17 protein-coding genes are annotated in these 19,783 nt (G+C 32.2%); 9 read left to right on the top strand and 8 right to left on the bottom strand.

From position 1 onward, the window contains the following. Positions 1–102: 102 nt before the first annotated feature. The 5 genes from CLU81_RS21980 to corA all read right to left on the bottom strand — a co-directional run bounded on the left by CLU81_RS21980 (position 103) and on the right by corA (position 8,008). A complete protein-coding gene (locus CLU81_RS21980; protein ID WP_099712833.1) occupies positions 103–2,847 on the bottom strand; it encodes a histidine kinase in 2,745 nt (914 codons plus the stop codon). Between the two features lie 129 nt (positions 2,848–2,976). Beyond that, positions 2,977–3,474, bottom strand: coding sequence for a hypothetical protein (locus CLU81_RS21975; RefSeq protein ID WP_099711772.1), 498 nt, complete (start codon positions 3,472–3,474; stop codon positions 2,977–2,979). 46 nt (positions 3,475–3,520) lie between these two features. After that, positions 3,521–4,705 carry an acetate/propionate family kinase gene (locus CLU81_RS21970; protein WP_099711771.1) on the bottom strand — a complete coding sequence of 395 codons (1,185 nt, stop codon included), beginning with the start codon at positions 4,703–4,705 and terminating at the stop codon, positions 3,521–3,523. 92 nt (positions 4,706–4,797) lie between these two features. Next, positions 4,798–6,891 carry a phosphate acetyltransferase gene (pta, locus tag CLU81_RS21965; RefSeq protein ID WP_099711770.1) on the bottom strand — a complete coding sequence of 698 codons (2,094 nt, stop codon included), beginning with the start codon at positions 6,889–6,891 and terminating at the stop codon, positions 4,798–4,800. Between the two features lie 46 nt (positions 6,892–6,937). Continuing rightward, entirely contained in the window at positions 6,938–8,008 is a 1,071-nt protein-coding gene (gene corA / locus CLU81_RS21960) for a magnesium/cobalt transporter CorA (RefSeq protein ID WP_099711769.1), read from the bottom strand. Between the two features lie 214 nt (positions 8,009–8,222). Between corA and CLU81_RS21955 the strand changes: the two genes are divergently transcribed. Together CLU81_RS21955 and CLU81_RS21950 are read left to right on the top strand one after the other, a co-directional pair. Beyond that, complete coding sequence (locus CLU81_RS21955) at positions 8,223–8,813, top strand: carboxypeptidase-like regulatory domain-containing protein (RefSeq protein ID WP_158235356.1); 591 nt, start codon at positions 8,223–8,225, stop codon at positions 8,811–8,813. A gap of 32 nt (positions 8,814–8,845) precedes the next feature. Continuing rightward, positions 8,846–9,490: a carboxypeptidase-like regulatory domain-containing protein gene (locus tag CLU81_RS21950; RefSeq protein ID WP_099711767.1), complete on the top strand. Its 645-nt coding sequence runs from the start codon at positions 8,846–8,848 to the stop codon at positions 9,488–9,490. 69 nt (positions 9,491–9,559) lie between these two features. Here CLU81_RS21950 and CLU81_RS21945 read toward each other — a convergent pair whose 3' ends face one another. Further along, complete coding sequence (locus tag CLU81_RS21945; protein ID WP_099711766.1) at positions 9,560–10,132, bottom strand: DUF6252 family protein; 573 nt, start codon at positions 10,130–10,132, stop codon at positions 9,560–9,562. 306 nt (positions 10,133–10,438) lie between these two features. Further along, positions 10,439–12,322 (bottom strand): molecular chaperone DnaK, encoded by a 1,884-nt coding sequence (gene dnaK / locus CLU81_RS21940; protein ID WP_099711765.1) that lies wholly within the window; start codon positions 12,320–12,322, stop codon positions 10,439–10,441. Positions 12,323–12,702: 380 nt separating this feature from the next. On the opposite strand from dnaK, the gene CLU81_RS21935 reads away from it, so the two are divergent. The 7 genes from CLU81_RS21935 to CLU81_RS21905 all read left to right on the top strand — a co-directional run bounded on the left by CLU81_RS21935 (position 12,703) and on the right by CLU81_RS21905 (position 18,649). Further along, entirely contained in the window at positions 12,703–13,971 is a 1,269-nt protein-coding gene (locus tag CLU81_RS21935; protein WP_099711764.1) for a Na+/H+ antiporter, read from the top strand. Positions 13,972–14,141: 170 nt separating this feature from the next. Then, positions 14,142–14,594 (top strand): carboxymuconolactone decarboxylase family protein, encoded by a 453-nt coding sequence (locus CLU81_RS21930; protein ID WP_099711763.1) that lies wholly within the window; start codon positions 14,142–14,144, stop codon positions 14,592–14,594. Positions 14,595–14,704: 110 nt separating this feature from the next. Then, entirely contained in the window at positions 14,705–15,049 is a 345-nt protein-coding gene (locus CLU81_RS21925) for a YciI family protein (protein ID WP_099711762.1), read from the top strand. 67 nt (positions 15,050–15,116) lie between these two features. Continuing rightward, on the top strand, positions 15,117–16,346 hold the full coding sequence (locus tag CLU81_RS21920; protein ID WP_099711761.1) for an RNA polymerase sigma factor: 1,230 nt from the start codon (positions 15,117–15,119) through the stop codon (positions 16,344–16,346). A 359-nt stretch (positions 16,347–16,705) separates the two neighbouring features. Further along, entirely contained in the window at positions 16,706–17,092 is a 387-nt protein-coding gene (locus CLU81_RS21915) for an RDD family protein (protein WP_099711760.1), read from the top strand. Between the two features lie 185 nt (positions 17,093–17,277). After that, on the top strand, positions 17,278–17,715 hold the full coding sequence (locus CLU81_RS21910; RefSeq protein WP_099711759.1) for a thioesterase family protein: 438 nt from the start codon (positions 17,278–17,280) through the stop codon (positions 17,713–17,715). Positions 17,716–17,803: 88 nt separating this feature from the next. Beyond that, positions 17,804–18,649, top strand: coding sequence for a mechanosensitive ion channel family protein (locus CLU81_RS21905; protein ID WP_099711758.1), 846 nt, complete (start codon positions 17,804–17,806; stop codon positions 18,647–18,649). Between the two features lie 262 nt (positions 18,650–18,911). Here the strand turns inward: CLU81_RS21905 and CLU81_RS21900 are convergent, their stop codons facing one another. Next, positions 18,912–19,604, bottom strand: a complete 693-nt coding sequence (locus tag CLU81_RS21900) for a hypothetical protein (RefSeq protein ID WP_099712832.1) — start codon at positions 19,602–19,604, stop codon at positions 18,912–18,914. Between the last annotated feature and the right edge of the window lie 179 nt (positions 19,605–19,783).

Genomic DNA, 19,783 nt, shown 5'->3' with positions numbered 1-19,783 from the left:
TACTAGCTTTTAACGTTTCATTATGATGTACTAATGATGTATTGCAATACCGTAAAAAAAGTGGTTAAAAAATAAAATATAACCAGTATTCCGTAATAGAAATTAGATATTAAGTAAAAATTTCGACAGATTATCTTCCTGCAACAGATTTAACTTCTTTCTTAAGCGATAACGATGTAGCTCAACACCTCTAAAAGAGATGTTCATCATAGGCGCAATTTCTTTTGATGAAAGGTTCATTTTAAGATAAACACACAGTTTTATATCTTTTGGAGTAAGATTTGGAAATTTCTTAGAAAGGTTAATGATAAACTCATTGTGAATTTGATTCAGATTTGTTTCAAAAGTTTCCCATTCGTGTTTATTGACTTCATTTATCTTAATCGCCTTTTTGATTTCGCTTTTAAGCTTATTAAAATCTTTTTCTGAATCAAGAATGCTTTGAATGTTTTCGATCATTTCACTTTGTTTTGCAATAGACAAAGATTTGCCGGCAACTTCAGAAGATTTTGTTTGCAACTCAAGTTCCAGAATGTGTTTTTCATATTCCTGAACATTCAGTTCATTTTCTGCTTTCAATTCCATTTCAAGAATTTCTCTTTGATGCTTTAATTCTTCAGCCTGCAATTTTAATTTTTGCATGTATCGAAATTTATTCCATCTATAATAGAAAAACAAAATTGTTCCAATTGCTAATAGATACAAAAAAATCATCCAAATTGAAAAGTACCATGGTTCAGCAACTTTAAAATCAAAATTTGCTACCTTTTCGTAATTGGCACCATTGTGATTAAATATAGTTATCGAATGATAACCGCTGCTTAGATTATTCAATACAATTAATCCGTCTAAAACCGGAGTATAATCTTTACTATTAGTAAGCTTGTAAAACAAATTTGGTTTACTGGCTCCATAAATTCCGGAAATGACATTAATCTTTAATTCCGTATTGAATTTGATTTTAGAATCTTGTTCTACTAAGCTTTCTTCGTTAAACGCTTCTACTTTAACATCTGAATTTTGGTGATTTTCATATTTCAGAGGAAGCGAAATAAAACCATCATCAAGATTCAATAAATAATGATTCTGAGTTTTAAAAATTCTAAGATTATCATTGATCAGTTTTCCTTTATAATATTTCTGTTGAATAATATTCCATAGAAATTTATTTCCATCAGCATAAATATGATACAAAATACCATTTTGCAATACCATAAAATGATCTTCATCAATTGATACAACATCACTAATGTTTTTGAAATTAGAATTAAACAATTTATTTTCTTCCAATTTATTACTAAGCGAATTATAGGTATACCATATATTATTTATAAGGAAAAGAATTTCACTTCGGAATTCAAAAATTTTAACTCCAAAATCATTTTTTATTTTACTTTGTTGTGTAACGTTTTCTACCCTTTTAGTTTTATAATTGTCATCAAATAAAACACGATACAATCCGCGATAATTATCTGCCGCCCAAATTTCATTCTTTTTATTCTGAGCTACATATTTTATAGGTTTAGAAAGGTCTTTAATAACTTTACTCTGAGTTAGATCTGCCGGATTATCATACAATAAAACTCCGTCATAAGTAGACTGAAAATAAGTATTATTAATACTGCTTTTTGCTAAATTCCATCCGCCGCTTTTATTATTTATTTTAACCAAAGAACCATTGTCATAAGAAAATGTTCCATCGTTATGACCAATGATATATTTATTGTCAATTTTTGTAATATTCCAGGCTTGTCCCTGAGTATTTGGCAGCATATTAAATTTACCGGCATAAAACTCATAAATACCATGATTCGAAGCAATCAAATACCCTTTATTCGTAGTTGCAACAGAATATACCGAACCTAAAATACCTGAATTATCGTAGAAAAATGATATTGGCGAATTCACCTCAACATGAGCAATTCCATTGTCTAATCCCAACCATAAATCGTTCTCTTTATCAAAACCAATGCTCAAAACAGAATTGTTCATCAACACATTGTTCCGATCGATATTCTTAGAAGTATTTGTATTAAAATCGTAAATAAAAACACCTCTGTTTCCTGTTCCTACAACCAGTTTATTGTTTTTAATAAATTTTGCAACATTAATAGTAGCAGCTTTAAAAGTTTCATTTAAAGGATTATTCCAAGGTTGCAAACTTCCGTTTTCAAGAATAAAAATTCCTTTTTTCTGAGTAAATACATAAGTTTTACCTTCATATTTTTCGATGGCGTGAACTACCGTCTTTTTTAAAACATCCCATCCTTTTGGATTTGCAATTCGGGAACCGTTCATTTTAAAAATTCCTTTTGCGACAGAAGCAACATAAAGATTGTTGTCTACAACAAAACAATAGGAAATTAAAAAAGGAAATCTGATTTTTTTGATTTGTTTTCCATCATAGATAAAAACATCATTGAAAGATTGAAAATACAGAGAACCATTAAATCTGAAAATTTTCCAGATTTCTTCGTTGTCTTTTTCATCAAACAAACGCAGGTTTTTGGTAATAGAAACATAATGCATCTTACCATCCTTTCGATACCAATATCCAAATTCTTTATAAGAGCCCGAATAAATTTTATCACCTTCGATTAAAATAGATCTGATGATGGTTTTATTAGGCAAAGAATATTTTTCCCAAAGAACCCCATCATATCTTAGTAAATAATGGTTATTGGCAAAATACATGGCGTTATCTTTTCCCTGAACGACATTCCAAATTTGGTTATCGCCCTGGTAATCTGATTTATTATAATTTTCTACAAAAGGAAGTAATTCTTGTGCTTGTATTTGAAAAGCAATGAAAAAGAAGAATAATGTTTTTATAAGTATCGATTTCAAAATTTGGTATTTTATATTCAAAGATACTGACAAATATTTAATTTTCAGGTCTAAAAAAAGCTCCACGATTGTGGAGCCTGATCGCTATGATTTGTGCTTAAAAACAAATCTTACAAATATTTTACGCCTTTAAAAAACCAGTCCTGTTTTAAAATCAATATTTTCTTTTTCTAATCTAAAAACGACACCTGAGTTTGCGGCTTGTTCAACATAAAATTCATCACCTTCATTTATTTTATTCCAATATTCTACTTTAAAGGTTTTTCCTCCAATTCTCCAATCATCAAAATTAATGATATGGGATTCGCTGTTATTATCATTATCATAGAAATATTCTTTCTTCTTTACCTTAACCAGTCCAACATATTTTTGCTTTTCACTTAAATCAGTATTATAATTAGTATCTCTAACTGAACTTATTATAAGAAATGAGTTTATTACAATTACAACTATTATAAAAAAATTAAAAAATGAACCCGAAGTATCAAAACCCGAACTTAAATAAACTATGAGAAGAATTAATAATGAAAAAAACGAGATCCAAAATCTTTTTTCTGAATTACTCTTTTTTTTGCTTTTTACAGCTTCTATATCAGTATCTGTAAGCGAAGTTTTTGTTAAGGGCATTTATATCCTGAATTTATTATTTTATGCATTACTTCTCTAATAAAATTTAGTTTTGAAGTAAATGATAAACTTGATTTGCGATTTCGTATTCCTCATCTGTTGGAACTACCAAAACTTTTGTTTTAGAACTCGCCGAATTAATTTCTCTGATTTCTTTTGAACGAATCTGATTTTTATCCTGATCCAGTTCAATTCCAAAATAATCCATATCTGTGCAGATTAATTTACGCATATACGAAGAATTTTCTCCAATTCCGGCAGTAAAAACAATCGCATCTAAACCATTTAAAGCAGCAGTATAAGAACCAATAAATTTCTTAATACGATAGGCATTCATAAATAAAGCTAATTGGCAATCTTTATTTCCTTTTTCGGCTTCTGACTCAATATCACGCAAATCGCTATAACCTGTAAGACCAAGCATACCGCTTTGTTTCAATAAAATTGAATTTACTTCGTCTGGTGTATATCCTAAATTTTTAATCATATAAAATACCACAGACTGATCGATATCGCCACAACGTGTTCCCATAATCAAACCATTTGAAGGCGAAAATCCCATTGTGGTATCAATACATTTTCCGTTTTTAATCGCAGCCATACTGCAGCCATTCCCTAAATGAATGGTTATTATTTTGGAATTCTTTTCTAAAAAGTCAATTGCTTTTTCAGAAACATATTTGTGGCTTGTTCCATGAAAACCATAAACACGTACTTTATTCTCTGTCAGAAGATAATTTGGAATAGCATATTTATAAGCTACTTCAGGCATTGTTTGGTGAAAAGCGGTGTCAAAAACAGCAATTTGTTCTGCCGAACTAAAAATTTCTTCAGCAACATTAATTCCTTCTAAATTCGCAGGATTATGCAATGGCGCCAATTCAAAAAGCTGTTTGATTTTTGCTTTTACTTTGTCGTCAATTTTTACAGTATCACTAAAATCGCTTCCTCCGTGTACAACGCGATGACCAACTGCTCCAATTTCTGATTTTGATTTTATAACGCCTTTTTCCGCATCCAAAAGCATACTTGCTACTTTTTGTAAACCTACTTTATGGTTCGAAATAGGCAATGTTTCTTCTATTGTATTTAAAGCACTTTTGAATGTTACATTTGAAGTTTCTAATCCAATTCTATCAATCATACCCGTACAAATCACTTCGTTTGTAGGCATAACCATTAATTGATATTTTATTGATGAACTTCCTGAATTGATAATTAATATTTTCATTACTTTTTATAGTTGCTAAGGTTCTGAGTCCCTAAGTTGCTAAGCTTTATTAGCTCAATATTTTTAATTTTTAATTCCAGATTTTTAATTGACTAAAGTCCTTGCGCCTGAATCGCTGTAATAACAACCGTATTTATAATATCGTCTACGGTACAACCACGGCTCAAATCATTTACGGGCTTGTTTAAACCTTGCAACATTGGACCAATTGCTAATGCTCCGGTTTCTCTCTGAACAGCTTTATACGTGTTATTTCCTGTATTTAAATCAGGAAAAATAAGCACACTCGCCTGCCCTGCTACTTCAGAATCCGGCATTTTGCTTTTTCCTACAGCACGATCTACCGCTGCATCATATTGAATTGGGCCTTCTATTTTTAAGTCCGGACGTTTTTGTTTTACAATTTCTGTTGCAGCTCTTACCTTATCAACCTCATCTCCTTTTCCAGATGATCCTGACGAATAAGAAAGCATCGCGATTTTAGGCTCAATTCCGAAAGCTGAACTCGATTCTGCGGATGAAATTGCAATTTCTGCCAATTGTTCTGCTGTTGGATTTGGATTAATAGCACAATCACCAAAAACCGAAACTCTGTCTTCTAAACACATAAAAAATACAGATGAAACTACAGATGAATTTGGCTTGGTTTTAATGAATTGCAAAGCTGGTAAAATCGTATGTTGCGTAGTATGTGCAGCACCGGAAACCATTCCGTCAGCATGACCTTTATAAACCATCATAGTTCCAAAATACGACACGTCTTCCATTAAATCTCTTGCCATTGTGATACTCACATTTTTGGCTTTTCGAAGTTCATAATATGTGTTTGCATAATCTTCGTAAAGTGGCGATTCTATAGGATTGATAATATTTACTTTCGAAAAATCAAATGTAATTCCAAGTTCTGCAACTTTACTTTCGATTTGTTTTTTATCTCCAATAATCGAAATATCAACCACATCCATATCTAATAATCTTGACGCAGCAATGATAATTCTCTCATCATTTCCTTCCGGTAAAACAATATGTTTGCGATGTTGTTTCGCTCTTTTTACCATATTGTACTGGAACATTTTTGGTGTCATTCCTTCCGGCACAAAAGTGATTAATCTTTCAGACAAAGCTTCAACTTCTACATACTTTTCAAAAGTAGTTATTGACGTTTCAATTTTATGAGTGTTATTTGCGTAGATTTCTGATCTTATAGAACCAATTTTATTGGTAATATGATAAGTTCCTCCATCAACAGCAATAATTGGCACAATGGCCGAAAGTCCTTCAATAAGCTTAAGAATACTTTCTTCCGGAACAATATTTCCTGTTAGAATAATTCCTGAAATAGTTGGGTAATTAGCAGATTCGTTGGCTTGTAAAGCACCCAAAATAATATCTGAACGATCTCCCGGAGTAATCACCAAAGCATTGTCATGTAAATGCACTAAATAGTTATGCAATTGCATGGCTCCAACGCTAAAATGCCCAATTTCATTATTCAAATAATTACCTCCAAATAATACTTTTGCATCGAGTGCATTAACAATTTCCTGCATTGTTGGATTGTTCAAACTTGATATAAGCGGAATCGTATTTACTAATACACTTGCAGGTAAACTTTTTTGCAGACTTTTAGTGACTAATTCAATATTCTCTGGCTGTACTTTATTAGCAAAAACCGATAAAACCTCAACATCTTTTACTTTGAAAGAATCATAAACTAAATACAAATTATCTACTAATTCTTCTAAAGTTTTTCCAACTCCAGATGCCATTATTATTGTTGGAATTCCGAGGTTTTTCGCAATTAAAACATTCAGATCTAATTCTATAGAAGTTCCTTCGCCTGTAAAACTTGTTCCCTCTACAAGAACAAAATCAAAACGTTCTTCGAGCTTTTTATATTTTTCAATAATTAAATCTAAAACCTCTCCTATTTTACCTTTATTTTTCTTTTTAATCAGTTTGCTTTTGGTAATCGCATAAGCATCTTCAAACTTAATATCAAGATTAAAATGCGATAAAACAGTTTCGATATGATTGTCTAATTCTCCATCAACAAAATCTTCTACAATGGGTCTAAAATAACCTACTTTGGCTGTTTTACCAATCAAAATACTCATTAAACCAAGTGTAATAATTGATTTTCCGCTATTTTGATCGCTTGTAGCTATATATATTGCTTTACTCATAATTTATATTTTAAAACTCTTCAAGTCTTTAATTGCACAATAAACGCTAAAACCAGCGTCGTTTTTTGAAATAAATAATCAAGGCTATAACCAATAAAAACATGGCTCCCATGACAATAAAATAGCCGTTTTTTGCTCGTAGTTCAGGCATGTAGTCAAAATTCATTCCGTAGACTCCAACAATAAAAGTAAGCGGAATAAAAATGGCCGAAATAATCGTCAGGGTTTTCATAATCTCATTCATTTTTCGGCTTTGCTCCGAGAAATAAAAGTTTGAAGCACTTTCTAACGAACTCATATCCGATTCGATTTGCTCTAGTAATTCAAGGCTTTTTTGATGCAATCTGATAAAGAAACTAAAAGTTTCTTTTTGGATTCCATTATAAGTATCGTCGTCTTTAATCGTTTTTAAATAATACAAAGAATCCCGAAGCGGAACAATAGAACGTTTCAGAAAATTAAAATTATCGCGGTGATTTTCAATCTTTTCCAAAATAACCGGATCAGCACCTTTCTTAGTTAAATTGATTAATTCTTCGATTTTATCTTCCTCATCTTCAATCGTAATATAGAAATTCTCCATTACGGCATCCAATAATAAATAGAGTAAGTAATCAACCTTTTTAGTTCTCACAATTCCGGCATGAGTACGAAGTCGTTCGCGAATATGAGTGAAGAAATCGCTTCGTTTTTCCTGAAAAGAAATTAGAATTCCGTCTTTCAGAATAAAACTTATTTGCTCAACGCTAATATTATCTGAATATTCAGAAGGCAAAAGCGATTTTATATTAAAGAATAAGATATCTTTTTGTTCCTCAAGCTTAGTTCTTTTCGCAGTATTTAAAATATCTGCCAATAAAAAATCATCAAGCTTAAAATGTGAACCAATAGTTTTGAGTAAATCTATATTATTTAATCCATGAACATTCAGCCAATTATTTTTATTATAATCAATACAGGTATTTAATGCCAGAACCGTAAACTTATCATATTCAACAACATCGTTATCATCATATACAAAAAGCTGCATCTCTGTCTGATGCTCTTTATGCGATCCTGTATACTCTAAAGTAATGTGCTGAAGCTTGCGTCCCTTCTTGTATTTTATCTTTCTCATTCAATAATATTTTCAATAGTAATATTACGAAAAAGAATCTGAATGAGAAATGACATTTATCATTTTGGCAGGAATCTATTGTCTCGTAATTTAAAATAATCATTACTTTTATAAACAGCAATTTGTTTTAGAATATATCTAGAAAGCATAAAATAAAATGACGAACAAAATAAAAATCTCAATTCCAGAACCTTGTCACGAAAACTGGCATAAAATGTCTCCAACAGAAAAAGGTAAATTTTGTAGCAGCTGTCAAAAAAATGTAATTGATTTTACAAAATCCTCGGATAGGGAAATTATTTTAGCCTATAAAAAAGAGGAAAAACTGTGCGGTAGATTTAGAATATCGCAATTAGATCGTGAAATGATTCTTCCTAAAGAAAAAAAATCAATTTGGATACTTGCAGCAGCTTCACTGATTGCATTTCTTGGTTTAGGAAATCAAACAGCAAAAGCACAAGGTAAAATAAAAATAGAGCAAACAGATAAAAAGCAACTTAGCGATTCAGTAAATTCTAAATCTAATGATAAAACCAAATATTCAGGCGTAATTTATGATGAAAAGAACAATCCTTTACCTGGCGCATTTGTCTCAATTAAAAACACAAAAAACGGAATTTCAACTGATATTGACGGAAAATTTTCAATAGAAGCGGATAAACGCGATGTATTAAGAATTTTATATGTAGGCTATAAAGAAGTTGAAATTCATTTGAAAAAAAATCTAAATCTAACCATCAAAATGAAAATTGACGAAGTGGAATTACAAGGTTTCTCAATTATAAGAGATCCAGAAGATGATTAAATATAATTTTAGTTATCATAAAGTATAAAAAAATGACGAACAAAATAAAAATCTCAATTCCAGAACCTTGTCACGAAAACTGGCATGAAATGTCTCCAACCGAAAAAGGTAAATTTTGTAGCAGCTGTCAAAAAAATGTAATTGATTTTACAAAATCTTCTGATAGAGAAATTATTTTAGCCTATAAAAAAGAGGAAAAACTGTGCGGCAGATTTAGAATATCGCAATTAGATCGTGAAATGATTATTCCTAAAGAAAAAAAATCAATATGGATGATTGCAGCTGCCTCGATAATTGCATTTTTAGGATTAGGAAATCAAATAGCTAATGCCCAAGGAAAAGTAAAAATAGAACAAACAGACCGCAAACAACTTACTGACAGCATAAAAGTAAAATCTAAAAAAGAACTCATAACTTATACAGGGACTTTATATGATTCTCAAAATAATCCATTACCGGAAGCTAAAGTCAAAGTAAAACGAAGTAAAACTGAAACTAAAACTAATTTTGATGGAGAGTTTACAATAAAGGCAAAAAAAGGGGCCATTTTAATATTTCAATATGAAGGTTTTTTAACTACTGAATTTAAACTTGGAAATGATCTTAAAATTAAACCAATAATGAAAGATTATTATTTTATAGGAGAAGTAGTTACTGCAAAAACAGAAGAAGATTGAATATAACTTTAGTAATTATAAAAAACCGGACTATTGCTAATCCGGCTTGTCTTTATTAAGTTTTTTAAATTATTGCTGAGCTTTAATTACTGTATATGATAAATTGGTAAATACTCCATTTGTAACTTCAACTACTGTTGGTGTTGGAGTTGTTGTAACTTTTATTTTAGCTCCTTCATCCTGACTTTTTTCATTTCTAAAACTAAATGTTCCCGATACTGTTTTTTTGGAAGCATCCATAGAAGTAATTGTAATTTTTCCTGATACAGGAAAATGCTCTGTCAAAGAATTTCCATTTGCATATAAATAAGTATTTAGAAACAAAGCATTACTAACTTGAGTATCTGTTGGATCTTCAAAAAAGTTGTATTGTTTCAATGGCATTGCATCATTGGTGGTTGATTCGCTTTCACACGCCAATGCCAGCAAAATTGAATCATCCTGAACATTAATATCAAAACGTTGACCAGAACCCGGAACTTTTATCAAAGTAACCATATTAATTTTTGTTGGCTTCCATTCTTTACCGTTAATGGTAGCCGAAAATGAACTTTCAGGATCTTTGTTATTGTTATCATCACTGCTGCACGCGGTGAAAACTACAGATAATACAAGTAATGCAATAGGTAGAATCTTTTTCATAAATTGGTTTTAGTTATTATTTTTTTAGATTAATTTTTAACAAATTAAATAATAAAAAACCTAGCATATATGAGGAAAACCACATTTACACAAAATAAATTTTTAAATATTTTCTTAGATGAATTCATAAAAACCATTTAATAAAATACTGTATTTCTACAATTTCGTTTTTCAACAACTTAATCATAAAACATAAAAAAAACCGAGCCATTTCTGACTCGGTTTTTCCTTATTTATGATCTTCAAAAGATCCCGATCAAAATCGGGATAAGCGATTCACATTCCGATAAATCGGGAGTTTTCTGCTTATTTTACTTCTTCGAATTCAACGTCTTCAACATTGTCACCTTGCGATTGCTCTTGTTGTGGAGCTGCTTCTTGACCTTCACCACCTTGAGCGTACATTGCTTCTGTAGCTACTTTCCAAGCTGCATTTACATTGTCTAATCCTTTTTGGATTGCCTCAAGATCTTGAGATTGGTGAGCAAATCTTAATTCAGTTAAAGCAAATTCGATAGCTGTTTTTTCATCGTCTGTTAATTTACTTCCCAATTCTTTCAATTGACTTTCAGTTTGGAAAATAGTACTATCAGCTTCGTTCAATTTCTCAGCTCTTTCTTTAGCTATTTTATCAGCGTCAGCATTAGCTTCAGCATCTTGTTTCATTTTTTCGATTTCTTCAGCTGTTAATCCAGAAGAAGCTTCGATACGGATATCGTGAGATTTTCCTGTTCCTTTATCAGTAGCAGTAACTTTGATGATACCATTAGCATCAATATCAAAAGTAACCTCGATTTGAGGAACTCCTCTTGGTGCTGGTGGAATACCATCTAAGTGGAAACGACCAATAGTTTTGTTATCAGCAGCCATTGCTCTAGCTCCTTGCAATACGTGAAGCTCAACAGATGGTTGAGAATCAGAAGCAGTAGAGAATACTTGAGATTTTTTAGTTGGAATAGTTGTATTAGACTCAATTAATGTAGTCATAACACCACCCATAGTTTCGATACCTAAAGATAAAGGTGTAACGTCAAGTAACAATACATCTTTTACATCTCCAGATAAAACTCCACCTTGAATAGCTGCTCCAATAGCAACAACCTCATCAGGGTTAACACCTTTAGATGCTTTTTTACCAAAGAATTTTTCAACTTCGTCAGCGATTCTTGGCATACGAGTAGAACCTCCAACAAGGATTACTTCGTCAATATCAGATGTAGATAAACCTGCATCTTTTAATGCTTTAGCAACTGGCTCCATAGAACGTTTTACTAAAGAATCAGATAATTGCTCAAATTTAGCTCTAGACAATTTTTTCACTAAGTGTTTTGGTCCAGAAGCAGTAGCAGTTACGTAAGGTAAGTTGATTTCAGTTTCAGCAGAAGATGATAATTCAATCTTAGCTTTCTCTGCAGCCTCTTTCAAACGTTGTAATGACATTGGATCTAAACGTAAATCAATACCTTCTTCAGTTTTGAATTCGTCAGCTAACCAGTCAATAATAACTTGGTCAAAATCATCACCACCTAAGTGAGTATCACCATTTGTAGATAATACTTCAAAAACTCCGTCTCCTAATTCAAGAACAGAGATATCAAAAGTACCTCCACCTAAATCGTAAACAGCAATTTTTTGATCAGTTCCTTTTTTATCTAATCCGTAAGCAAGTGCAGCAGCAGTTGGCTCATTGATGATACGCATAACTTTAAGACCAGCAATTTCACCAGCTTCTTTAGTAGCTTGACGTTGTGCATCGTTAAAGTAAGCAGGAACAGTAATAACCGCTTCAGTTACAGTTTGACCTAAATAGTCTTCAGCAGTTTTTTTCATTTTTTGAAGAGTCATTGCTGACAATTCTTGAGCAGTGTATAAACGACCGTCAATATCCACACGTGGAGTATTGTTGTCACCTTTTACAACACTGTAAGGAACTCTTTTTGCCTCTTCTTGAGTTTCAGCAAAAGTGTGTCCCATAAAACGTTTAATAGAAGCAATCGTTTTTGTAGGATTCGTTACCGCTTGTCTTTTTGCAGGATCTCCCACTTTAATTTCTCCACCTTCAACAAAAGCGATGATAGATGGCGTTGTTCTTTTTCCTTCTGCGTTAGGAATAACAACTGCTTCGTTACCTTCCATTACAGAAACACAAGAGTTCGTCGTACCTAAGTCAATTCCGATTATTTTACCCATTTTTTATATATTTAATTTTTGATATACATTTTATAACTCAGGTGGCATAAGTCAATCTTTGTGCCAATATAAAAAACCAAAGTAAATTGTCAGTTTTAATATTGGCACGACAATAATCATCTGACAACATGACATTTTTTAAGCCTGACAATCGTGGCATATCAGTACTTTACGTGTCATTATTAGAAGCTATTTCCTGCTATCCGCTATATCTTTTGTGGTGAACCCCACCACAAAAGGATGCCGCTCCTATCAGGGCTAGGCACTCAGTTTCATCAGAAAATTATCTTAATCTAATGTTTTAATGTCCTTCAATATTTTCAATTAAATCCCGAAATCCTTACATTAGCCTATCCCAAAAATTAAATTAAAACTTGTTAATGGAAAACTACAGCATCATTATTTTTATACTCGCCATTGTTATCGGACTTTCAGCCTTTACTGATATTATAAAACTACCACAACCAATTCTGCTCGTTATAGTAGGAATTGCAATTGGTTTTATTCCAACAATGAACGAGATCGAAATTAATCCCGAAATTATATTTCTGCTCTTTCTGCCACCATTATTATATGATGCCTCGTTTAATATTTCGCCTAAAGATTTCAAAACCAATATCAATACCATAGGTACATTGGCAGTAACATTAGTTTTTCTAACCACATTTTGGATTGCCGTAGTCGCACATTATATGATCCCGAATATAACCTGGCCATTGGCATTTTTACTCGGAGCAATCCTGTCAGCGACAGATGCCGTTGCCGCTATAAGTATCACAAAAGGACTTGGAATATCTCATAAAACCATAACCATACTTGAGGGCGAAAGTTTAATTAACGATGCTTCAGCATTGGTTGCCTATCGATTTGCCGTTGCAGCCGTAATGGGATCAGCATTTATAATCTGGAAAGCAACCCTGCAATTTATTCTTTTATTAGGAGGCGGATTTCTTGTAGGTTTTGTAATGGCAAAAATTTTGGCTTTCATACTAGGCAAAGTCCACAAGAAAAATCCGGAAGTTACCATAAGTTTTATGCTCTTAATGCCTTTTGTTACCTATCTTATTGCCGAAGAATTACATGTTTCCGGAGTAATTGCAGTAGTTATTTTAGGTCTTGCCATTGCACGTTTCAGTAAAAAAATATTCCCCGAAAGCCTCAAAAACCACTCCCGAAGCCTTTGGGACATTATTATATTTCTACTAAACGGATTAATCTTTATCCTCATCGGACTTAATTTTCGTTACATCTTAAAAGGTATCGAAAACGACATGATATTACCTTATATCGGATATGCATTTATTATCACAATTGTAGCTTTACTGATTAGAATGGTCAGAATATTTCTTCAGAAAATCAATCTTCAAAAAGCCTTCAAAAGCACTCGAAATAAAGGAAAAAGAAAAGTCACCGAAGATGCTCTTTTAGACTTTAATAACAGCGTCATTCTAAGTTGGTCCGGAATGCGCGGAATCGTTTCTCTGGCAATTGCTATTGGTATTCCAAAGGAACTCGAAGACGGAACTCCTTTTCCGGAACGAACCGTAATTATCTTTATTTCGGTTGCCGTTGTATTACTGACACTTATTGGTCAGGGATTAACACTACCCTGGATTGTCAAAAAATTAAATGCCAGAGAAAATAATTAGAAATTTTAGAAAATATTTCATTTCAACGAAACCAGTAATATCAAGCCTTTACAAACTTTTTAAACAAAAAATAAAAATATTTTCAAAAAAAGATAAAAATTTTGTCCAATTCCGAAAGTTCGATTGTTATTCCATTATAACAACATTTATAAACATTAAATTTAAACAAAATGGAAAATCGAATTAACATTCACGTAAAAGGACAAGAAGCAATCAAAACACTTTATCCAGTTGGCGGATATCTAAAAAAATCTCCATTAGAGCAATCACTTATAGAATTAGTTCTTTTTAGAGTTTCACAAATCAACAAATGCGCTTATTGTCTTGATATGCATTATAAAGATGCGCGTCACAAAGGCGAAACTGAACAACGTTTATACGGATTAAGCGCCTGGAGAGAAACCTCATATTACACAAACCGTGAAAGAGCAGCATTTGCTTGGGCAGAAGCTTTAACAGCATGCGACGTTACAGATTCAGTTTACAACGAAACTGCAAAAGAATTTTCAGAACAAGAATTAATTGATTTAACTTTAGCTGTTACAAACATTAATACATGGAACCGTATTAACCTTGCATTTCCTAACGAACCTGGAACTTACAAAGTAGGTTTATTTGGTTAATTAAAACTTTATCGATCGGTTTTTCAGATTCATTATATATAAAAGATCAATCTGAAAAACCGATTTAAAAACATCAAAAGAAAATTTTATAACACTCAAAAAATAATATCATGAACGAATTTTTATTAATATTTCGTAGAGATTATATCACAAAAGAAACACAGCCTTCGCCACAAGAATTGCAAGATTCGCTTAAATTATGGCAAGATTGGCTAGGCGGAATTGCAGCGCAAGACAAACTAGCAAGACCTTTGCAGCGCTGGGACGGCGAAGGAAAAATAGTAACAACAAACAAAAGCGTAATCAACGGACCTTATGCCGAAATCAAAGAAGCAATTGGAGGATTAATCATCATCAAAGCCACTGATTATGACGAAGCCGTAGCAATTGCAAACGGATGTCCAATCTTAGATCAGGGCGGAAATGTCGAAATACGTATGGCTGTTACAGTATAAATTTTTTATTGTTTTTCATACAAGCAAATAATCTGAAAAATCCTTTTAATCAGTGGCATAGAAAATTATGGAAGAAAGCCAGCTTTTACCCAATTTATTCAGAACAGAGTACCGAAAAATAGTTTCGGTGCTCTGTTATTTATTTGGAATTGATAATATCGAAATTGCCGAAGACATTACAAGCGACACATTTCTCGCTGCAACCGAATTATGGAGTTTAAAAGGAATTCCCGAAAATCCAACAGCCTGGCTTTATACCGTCGCTAAAAACAAAACCAAAAACTACCTCAAACGAAATGCTGTTTTCGAGCAAAAGCTTTCCGTAGAAATAAAACATACCGCAAATAAATCTGAAGAAATTGAAATTGACTTGTCAAACAAAAATATAAATGACAGTCAGTTAGCAATGATATTCACGGTTTGTAATCCTGAAAATTCAGGCGAAGCACAAATTGCATTGGCATTAAATTTATTATGCGGATTTGGGATTCAGGAAATTGCCGATGCTTTTTTAACCAATAAAGAAGTTATCTATAAAAGGATTAATCGTGCCAAAGAAAAACTCAAAGAAGCCAATATTAAAATTGAACAACCAACAGTTTCGGAAATCAATAATAGACTAGAAACCGTTCTGACAACGTTATATTTATTGTTTTCTGAAGGCTATTATTCTACATCACAAAATACTATTCTGCGAAAAGATCTTTGCGCAGAAGCCATGCGATTGACTTTTTTATTGATCGAAAATCCAACAACCAACTTACCTTCCGTAAATGCTTTGCTTTCTCTAATGTGTTTTCACAGTTCCAGATTTGACGCCAGAACAAATGAAGATGGCGAAACAATTTTGTATCAGGATCAGGATGAAACACTTTGGAATCAGGAATTGATCGAAAAAGGACAACATTATTTAGTTAAAGCTTCTACAGGAAATCATCTTTCGAAATATCATCTCGAAGCTGGAATTGCTTATTGGCACACACAAAAAGAAGACACGCCCGAAAAATGGCAAAACATATTACAACTTTACAATCGTCTTCTTATTTTAGAATACTCACCCATCGCAGCTTTAAACAGAACTTTTGCCCTTGCCAAAACCAATGGCAAACAAGAAGCCATTATCGAAGCCGAAAAACTAAATCTGACCAATAATCCTTTTTATTACTCTTTATTAGGCAATCTCTATACCGATATAAACAATAAAAAAGCCATAGAAAATTTCGAAAAAGCACTGCAAATCACTAATTCTCCAGCAGACAAAGCCATAATAATCAAAAACATAAATTCAATTAAATAATATTCATTTTATTCCATGAAGCGATCATCTTTGTCAAATTTTCTACCAACATCTAACCTCTCCGAGGTATATTAAGCGCCCCAAAAAATACTCCGTTAGGAGTTACAGGTCGGTAGAAAACAGATCGATAAACACAAGAATAATATTGTCCCGTAGGGACTACACAAATTAACGAGGTGAATATAAGTTTTTTAATCAGGAGCTAGTTCCTGCTGTCCGCTATATCTTTTATGCCTCCCGAAGCTTCGGGACCGGCAAAAAAGGATGCCGCTTCCATCAGGGCTAGGACATTCGTTTTCATGAGAAAATCTATTACTACAAATAATATTAAAATTTAATCTATATTCGTTAAAAAATATATGAAAGAAAAATACCCATTTATACTTGAACGAGTTCAATCGATTCTAATTGATTCTGTTTTAATAATTGCTTGCATGATTATTTTTTCAGATGTTTTATCCAATTTCAAAAATGTTCCTGATTGGTTAAGAGCTGTTCTGCTAATATCGATATTTTTATATGAGCCTATTATGACAACTTTTGGAGGAACAATTGGTAATAATATAAAAGGAATCAGAGTTCGAAAAAATTCTGATGAAAATGAATCAATTAATATTGTCCAAGCTATAATTCGTTATTTCTTTAAATTATTACTTGGATGGCTTTCCTTTATAAGTATTTTTTCAAGCACAAAAAAAAGAGCTATTCATGATATTTTGAGCGGAACCGTAATGATAAAAGTCTAGTAAAAAATAATGTAGAAATAGATGTTTGTAAATCAAACAATTTACTATGCACGAATAATACTTTTTACCATTATATCCTCAATTTGCTTTTTTATTTGTAATTTCGGTTTTCTGAAAATGATTGTTTTTATGAAGTAATAATCAATATAAAAACATTCAGAATAAAATTAAAATACAAGTATAAAATGGCTTCATTTATTAAAGAAATTTCATTTCGCTGGTCAGATCTTGACCCAAATTTTCACGTTCGTCATAGTGCTTATTACGATTTTGGTGCGCAACATCGTATCGAAATCCTCGAAGAACTTGGTTTGACTTTAAGAGTAATGCAAACACAAGGTTTTGGTCCTGTTTTATTTAGAGAAGAATGTGTCTTTAGAAAAGAACTAAAACTTTCAGATAAAATATTCCTTCATACCAAAACTTCAAAAATGAAACCAGATGCTTCGCGTTGGTCAATCATTCACGAATTTAGAAGAGAAGACGATACACTTTGTGCAGTAATTACAGTTGATGGCGCATGGATGGATACCAAACTACGCAAATTAGCATCTCCAACACCAGAAATTGCTATTGAAGCTTTGAGCATATTCCCAAAAAGCGAAGATTTTGTTGGATTATAAAAACAAACTTCATTTTTCATAACTTTATAAAATCCAAAAAACTATAATTTTAAATATATGTTTTTTGGATTTTTTAAATTCAAAACTCATGATCGATTACTTAAAAGACTTCAGAATAATTATCATAATCGCTATAATTGCGTTTGTAACAATCGTTTTGGGCGCTGTTACAGACAAAGTACTTCGCTATTTTTTGTATCGAAAATTAACCGATAAAGAATATGATGCGACAGGATTTAGATTTTTAAAGCATTTAATTATAACCGTAATTTACATTTTAGGGTTTGCCTTTGCCTTAATACAAATTCCCGAATTCAAAGTTATTGGTCATTCCTTTTTAGCAGGTGCCGGCGTTATTTCGTTAGTTGCAGGTTTAGCATCTCAACAAGCTTTAAGTAATATTGTAAGCGGAATTTTTCTGGTTATTTTTAAGCCTTTCCGAATCAACGATAAAATCACAATCAATAATTTTATAGGTACTGTCGAAGATATTAATCTGAGACAAGTTGTTTTGAAAGATGCCGAAAACAACCGAATCATAATCCCAAATTCCGTAATAAGCAATCAGATTATTGTAAACACCAATATGCACGATACCAAATGCTGCAAAATCATTGAAATTGGAATTGGTTATGAATCCAATGTCGAAAAAGCATTAGAAATCATGCAAGATGAAATTGCCAAACATCCGCTTTTTATCGACACCAGAACTGCCGAAAGTAAAAAGCAAAAAACACCTTTGGTTGTAGCAAGAGTTGTTGCACTCGCAGATTCAAGCGTAAACTTAAAAGCCTGGGCTTGGGCCAAAAACTCAACAGATGGTTTTGTTATGTATTGTGATTTATTACAAAGTATAAAAAAACGTTTTGACGAAGCTAAAATCGATATCCCATATCCGCAAAGAGTAATAACGATTAAGAACACTGAAAACTAAACCTACAAATATCACAAGGCTCTATTCTTTAAACACAATATTGTCATTTCGACGAAGGAGAAATCTTCGTACGAAACTCGACAAAGATTTGATTCTCGTTACGGAGTTACTTGTGGAGATTTCTCCTTCGTCGAAATGACAAAACATTTGCTATAAAAGCCTCGTAACCAAAATTTAAATTCAAAAACAAAATACAATAGACAATAGTTTACAAACCAAAAATCCGCGACAATCCGCTTAATCAGTAAAATCTGTGGGCAATTTATTGAAATTTCAAACCAAAATTCACTTTATCAAAAGTAGTACTGCAAGAAACGGCAAACCTGCCGATGTTAACAGTTCCAAAAATACCTCCGACTCCATGTCCGGAATAAAATCCGCCAGTCGAAAATCTATCGACTTGATATTTTAAAGCAATATCATTGACTCTGCTGCTCAATTGTCCAAAAGCAATCAAATGCGGAATAATTTCGTAACTCGCAAAAACTTTTGGAACCAGTTTTTTGTAGTAATCAAAACTCTCATCAGTTTCATAATCAACACTTGTAGAATGCAAATTCTCTAAACTTGCGCCTACAAAAGTGTTTTCACCAAAATGGTACGAAACACTAAATCCTGTAAAAGTTCCTTGATAATCACTCCTTGAATCAACATAACCAATACCAATTGTCGCTCTAAACTTATTGCAGATTTTTCCAATATAACCTATATAAGTTCGGTCAATCTCAGATTTATCAATTCCCGCGCCTAGAATAATATCTTCGTCACACATATCAAATGCGTACTGAAAATAAGACGAATATTCATCTTTATTAGCAGCAACAACGCTCCTGCCTTTATCGAGATCAATATTGGGAGATATCAGTGTAGAATTTATAACAGCGAAATCAAATGTATTCACTTCCTGAGCAAATATAGGCGCTGTTAGTAAGAGTAAAAGTATAGTTTTTTTCATAATACCAGTTTTAGCATACAACATTCTTACTCTAATTTACAGACTATTTTCCTGTTAATAAAAGAAGTTCTTTGAAGTGCAGCATTACTCGTTAAAAAGCAACATTTTCACAATCAGTGTCTTACGGGGTATTAAATTTACAAAATATAATGCTTTATCCGCCAAAAATTCAACAATAA

This window comes from Flavobacterium sp. 9 (genome assembly GCF_002754195.1).
Classification (GTDB): domain Bacteria; phylum Bacteroidota; class Bacteroidia; order Flavobacteriales; family Flavobacteriaceae; genus Flavobacterium.
This window is presented reverse-complemented; position numbering and strand designations above follow the sequence as displayed.

What these genes read in the sequence shown, in the direction of transcription:
- dnaK (WP_099711765.1), bottom strand. Translation starts at nt 12,322, where the DNA reads ATGGGTAAAATAATCGGAATTGACTTAGGTACGACGAACTCTTGTGTT.
- CLU81_RS21910 (WP_099711759.1), top strand. Translation starts at nt 17,278, where the DNA reads ATGGCTTCATTTATTAAAGAAATTTCATTTCGCTGGTCAGATCTTGAC.
- corA (WP_099711769.1), bottom strand. Translation starts at nt 8,008, where the DNA reads ATGAGAAAGATAAAATACAAGAAGGGACGCAAGCTTCAGCACATTACT.
- CLU81_RS21915 (WP_099711760.1), top strand. Translation starts at nt 16,706, where the DNA reads ATGAAAGAAAAATACCCATTTATACTTGAACGAGTTCAATCGATTCTA.
- CLU81_RS21950 (WP_099711767.1), top strand. Translation starts at nt 8,846, where the DNA reads ATGACGAACAAAATAAAAATCTCAATTCCAGAACCTTGTCACGAAAAC.
- CLU81_RS21925 (WP_099711762.1), top strand. Translation starts at nt 14,705, where the DNA reads ATGAACGAATTTTTATTAATATTTCGTAGAGATTATATCACAAAAGAA.
- CLU81_RS21970 (WP_099711771.1), bottom strand. Translation starts at nt 4,705, where the DNA reads ATGAAAATATTAATTATCAATTCAGGAAGTTCATCAATAAAATATCAA.
- CLU81_RS21935 (WP_099711764.1), top strand. Translation starts at nt 12,703, where the DNA reads ATGGAAAACTACAGCATCATTATTTTTATACTCGCCATTGTTATCGGA.
- CLU81_RS21945 (WP_099711766.1), bottom strand. Translation starts at nt 10,132, where the DNA reads ATGAAAAAGATTCTACCTATTGCATTACTTGTATTATCTGTAGTTTTC.
- CLU81_RS21955 (WP_158235356.1), top strand. Translation starts at nt 8,223, where the DNA reads ATGTCTCCAACAGAAAAAGGTAAATTTTGTAGCAGCTGTCAAAAAAAT.
- CLU81_RS21905 (WP_099711758.1), top strand. Translation starts at nt 17,804, where the DNA reads ATGATCGATTACTTAAAAGACTTCAGAATAATTATCATAATCGCTATA.
- pta (WP_099711770.1), bottom strand. Translation starts at nt 6,891, where the DNA reads ATGAGTAAAGCAATATATATAGCTACAAGCGATCAAAATAGCGGAAAA.
- CLU81_RS21975 (WP_099711772.1), bottom strand. Translation starts at nt 3,474, where the DNA reads ATGCCCTTAACAAAAACTTCGCTTACAGATACTGATATAGAAGCTGTA.
- CLU81_RS21930 (WP_099711763.1), top strand. Translation starts at nt 14,142, where the DNA reads ATGGAAAATCGAATTAACATTCACGTAAAAGGACAAGAAGCAATCAAA.
- CLU81_RS21920 (WP_099711761.1), top strand. Translation starts at nt 15,117, where the DNA reads ATGGAAGAAAGCCAGCTTTTACCCAATTTATTCAGAACAGAGTACCGA.
- CLU81_RS21900 (WP_099712832.1), bottom strand. Translation starts at nt 19,604, where the DNA reads ATGAAAAAAACTATACTTTTACTCTTACTAACAGCGCCTATATTTGCT.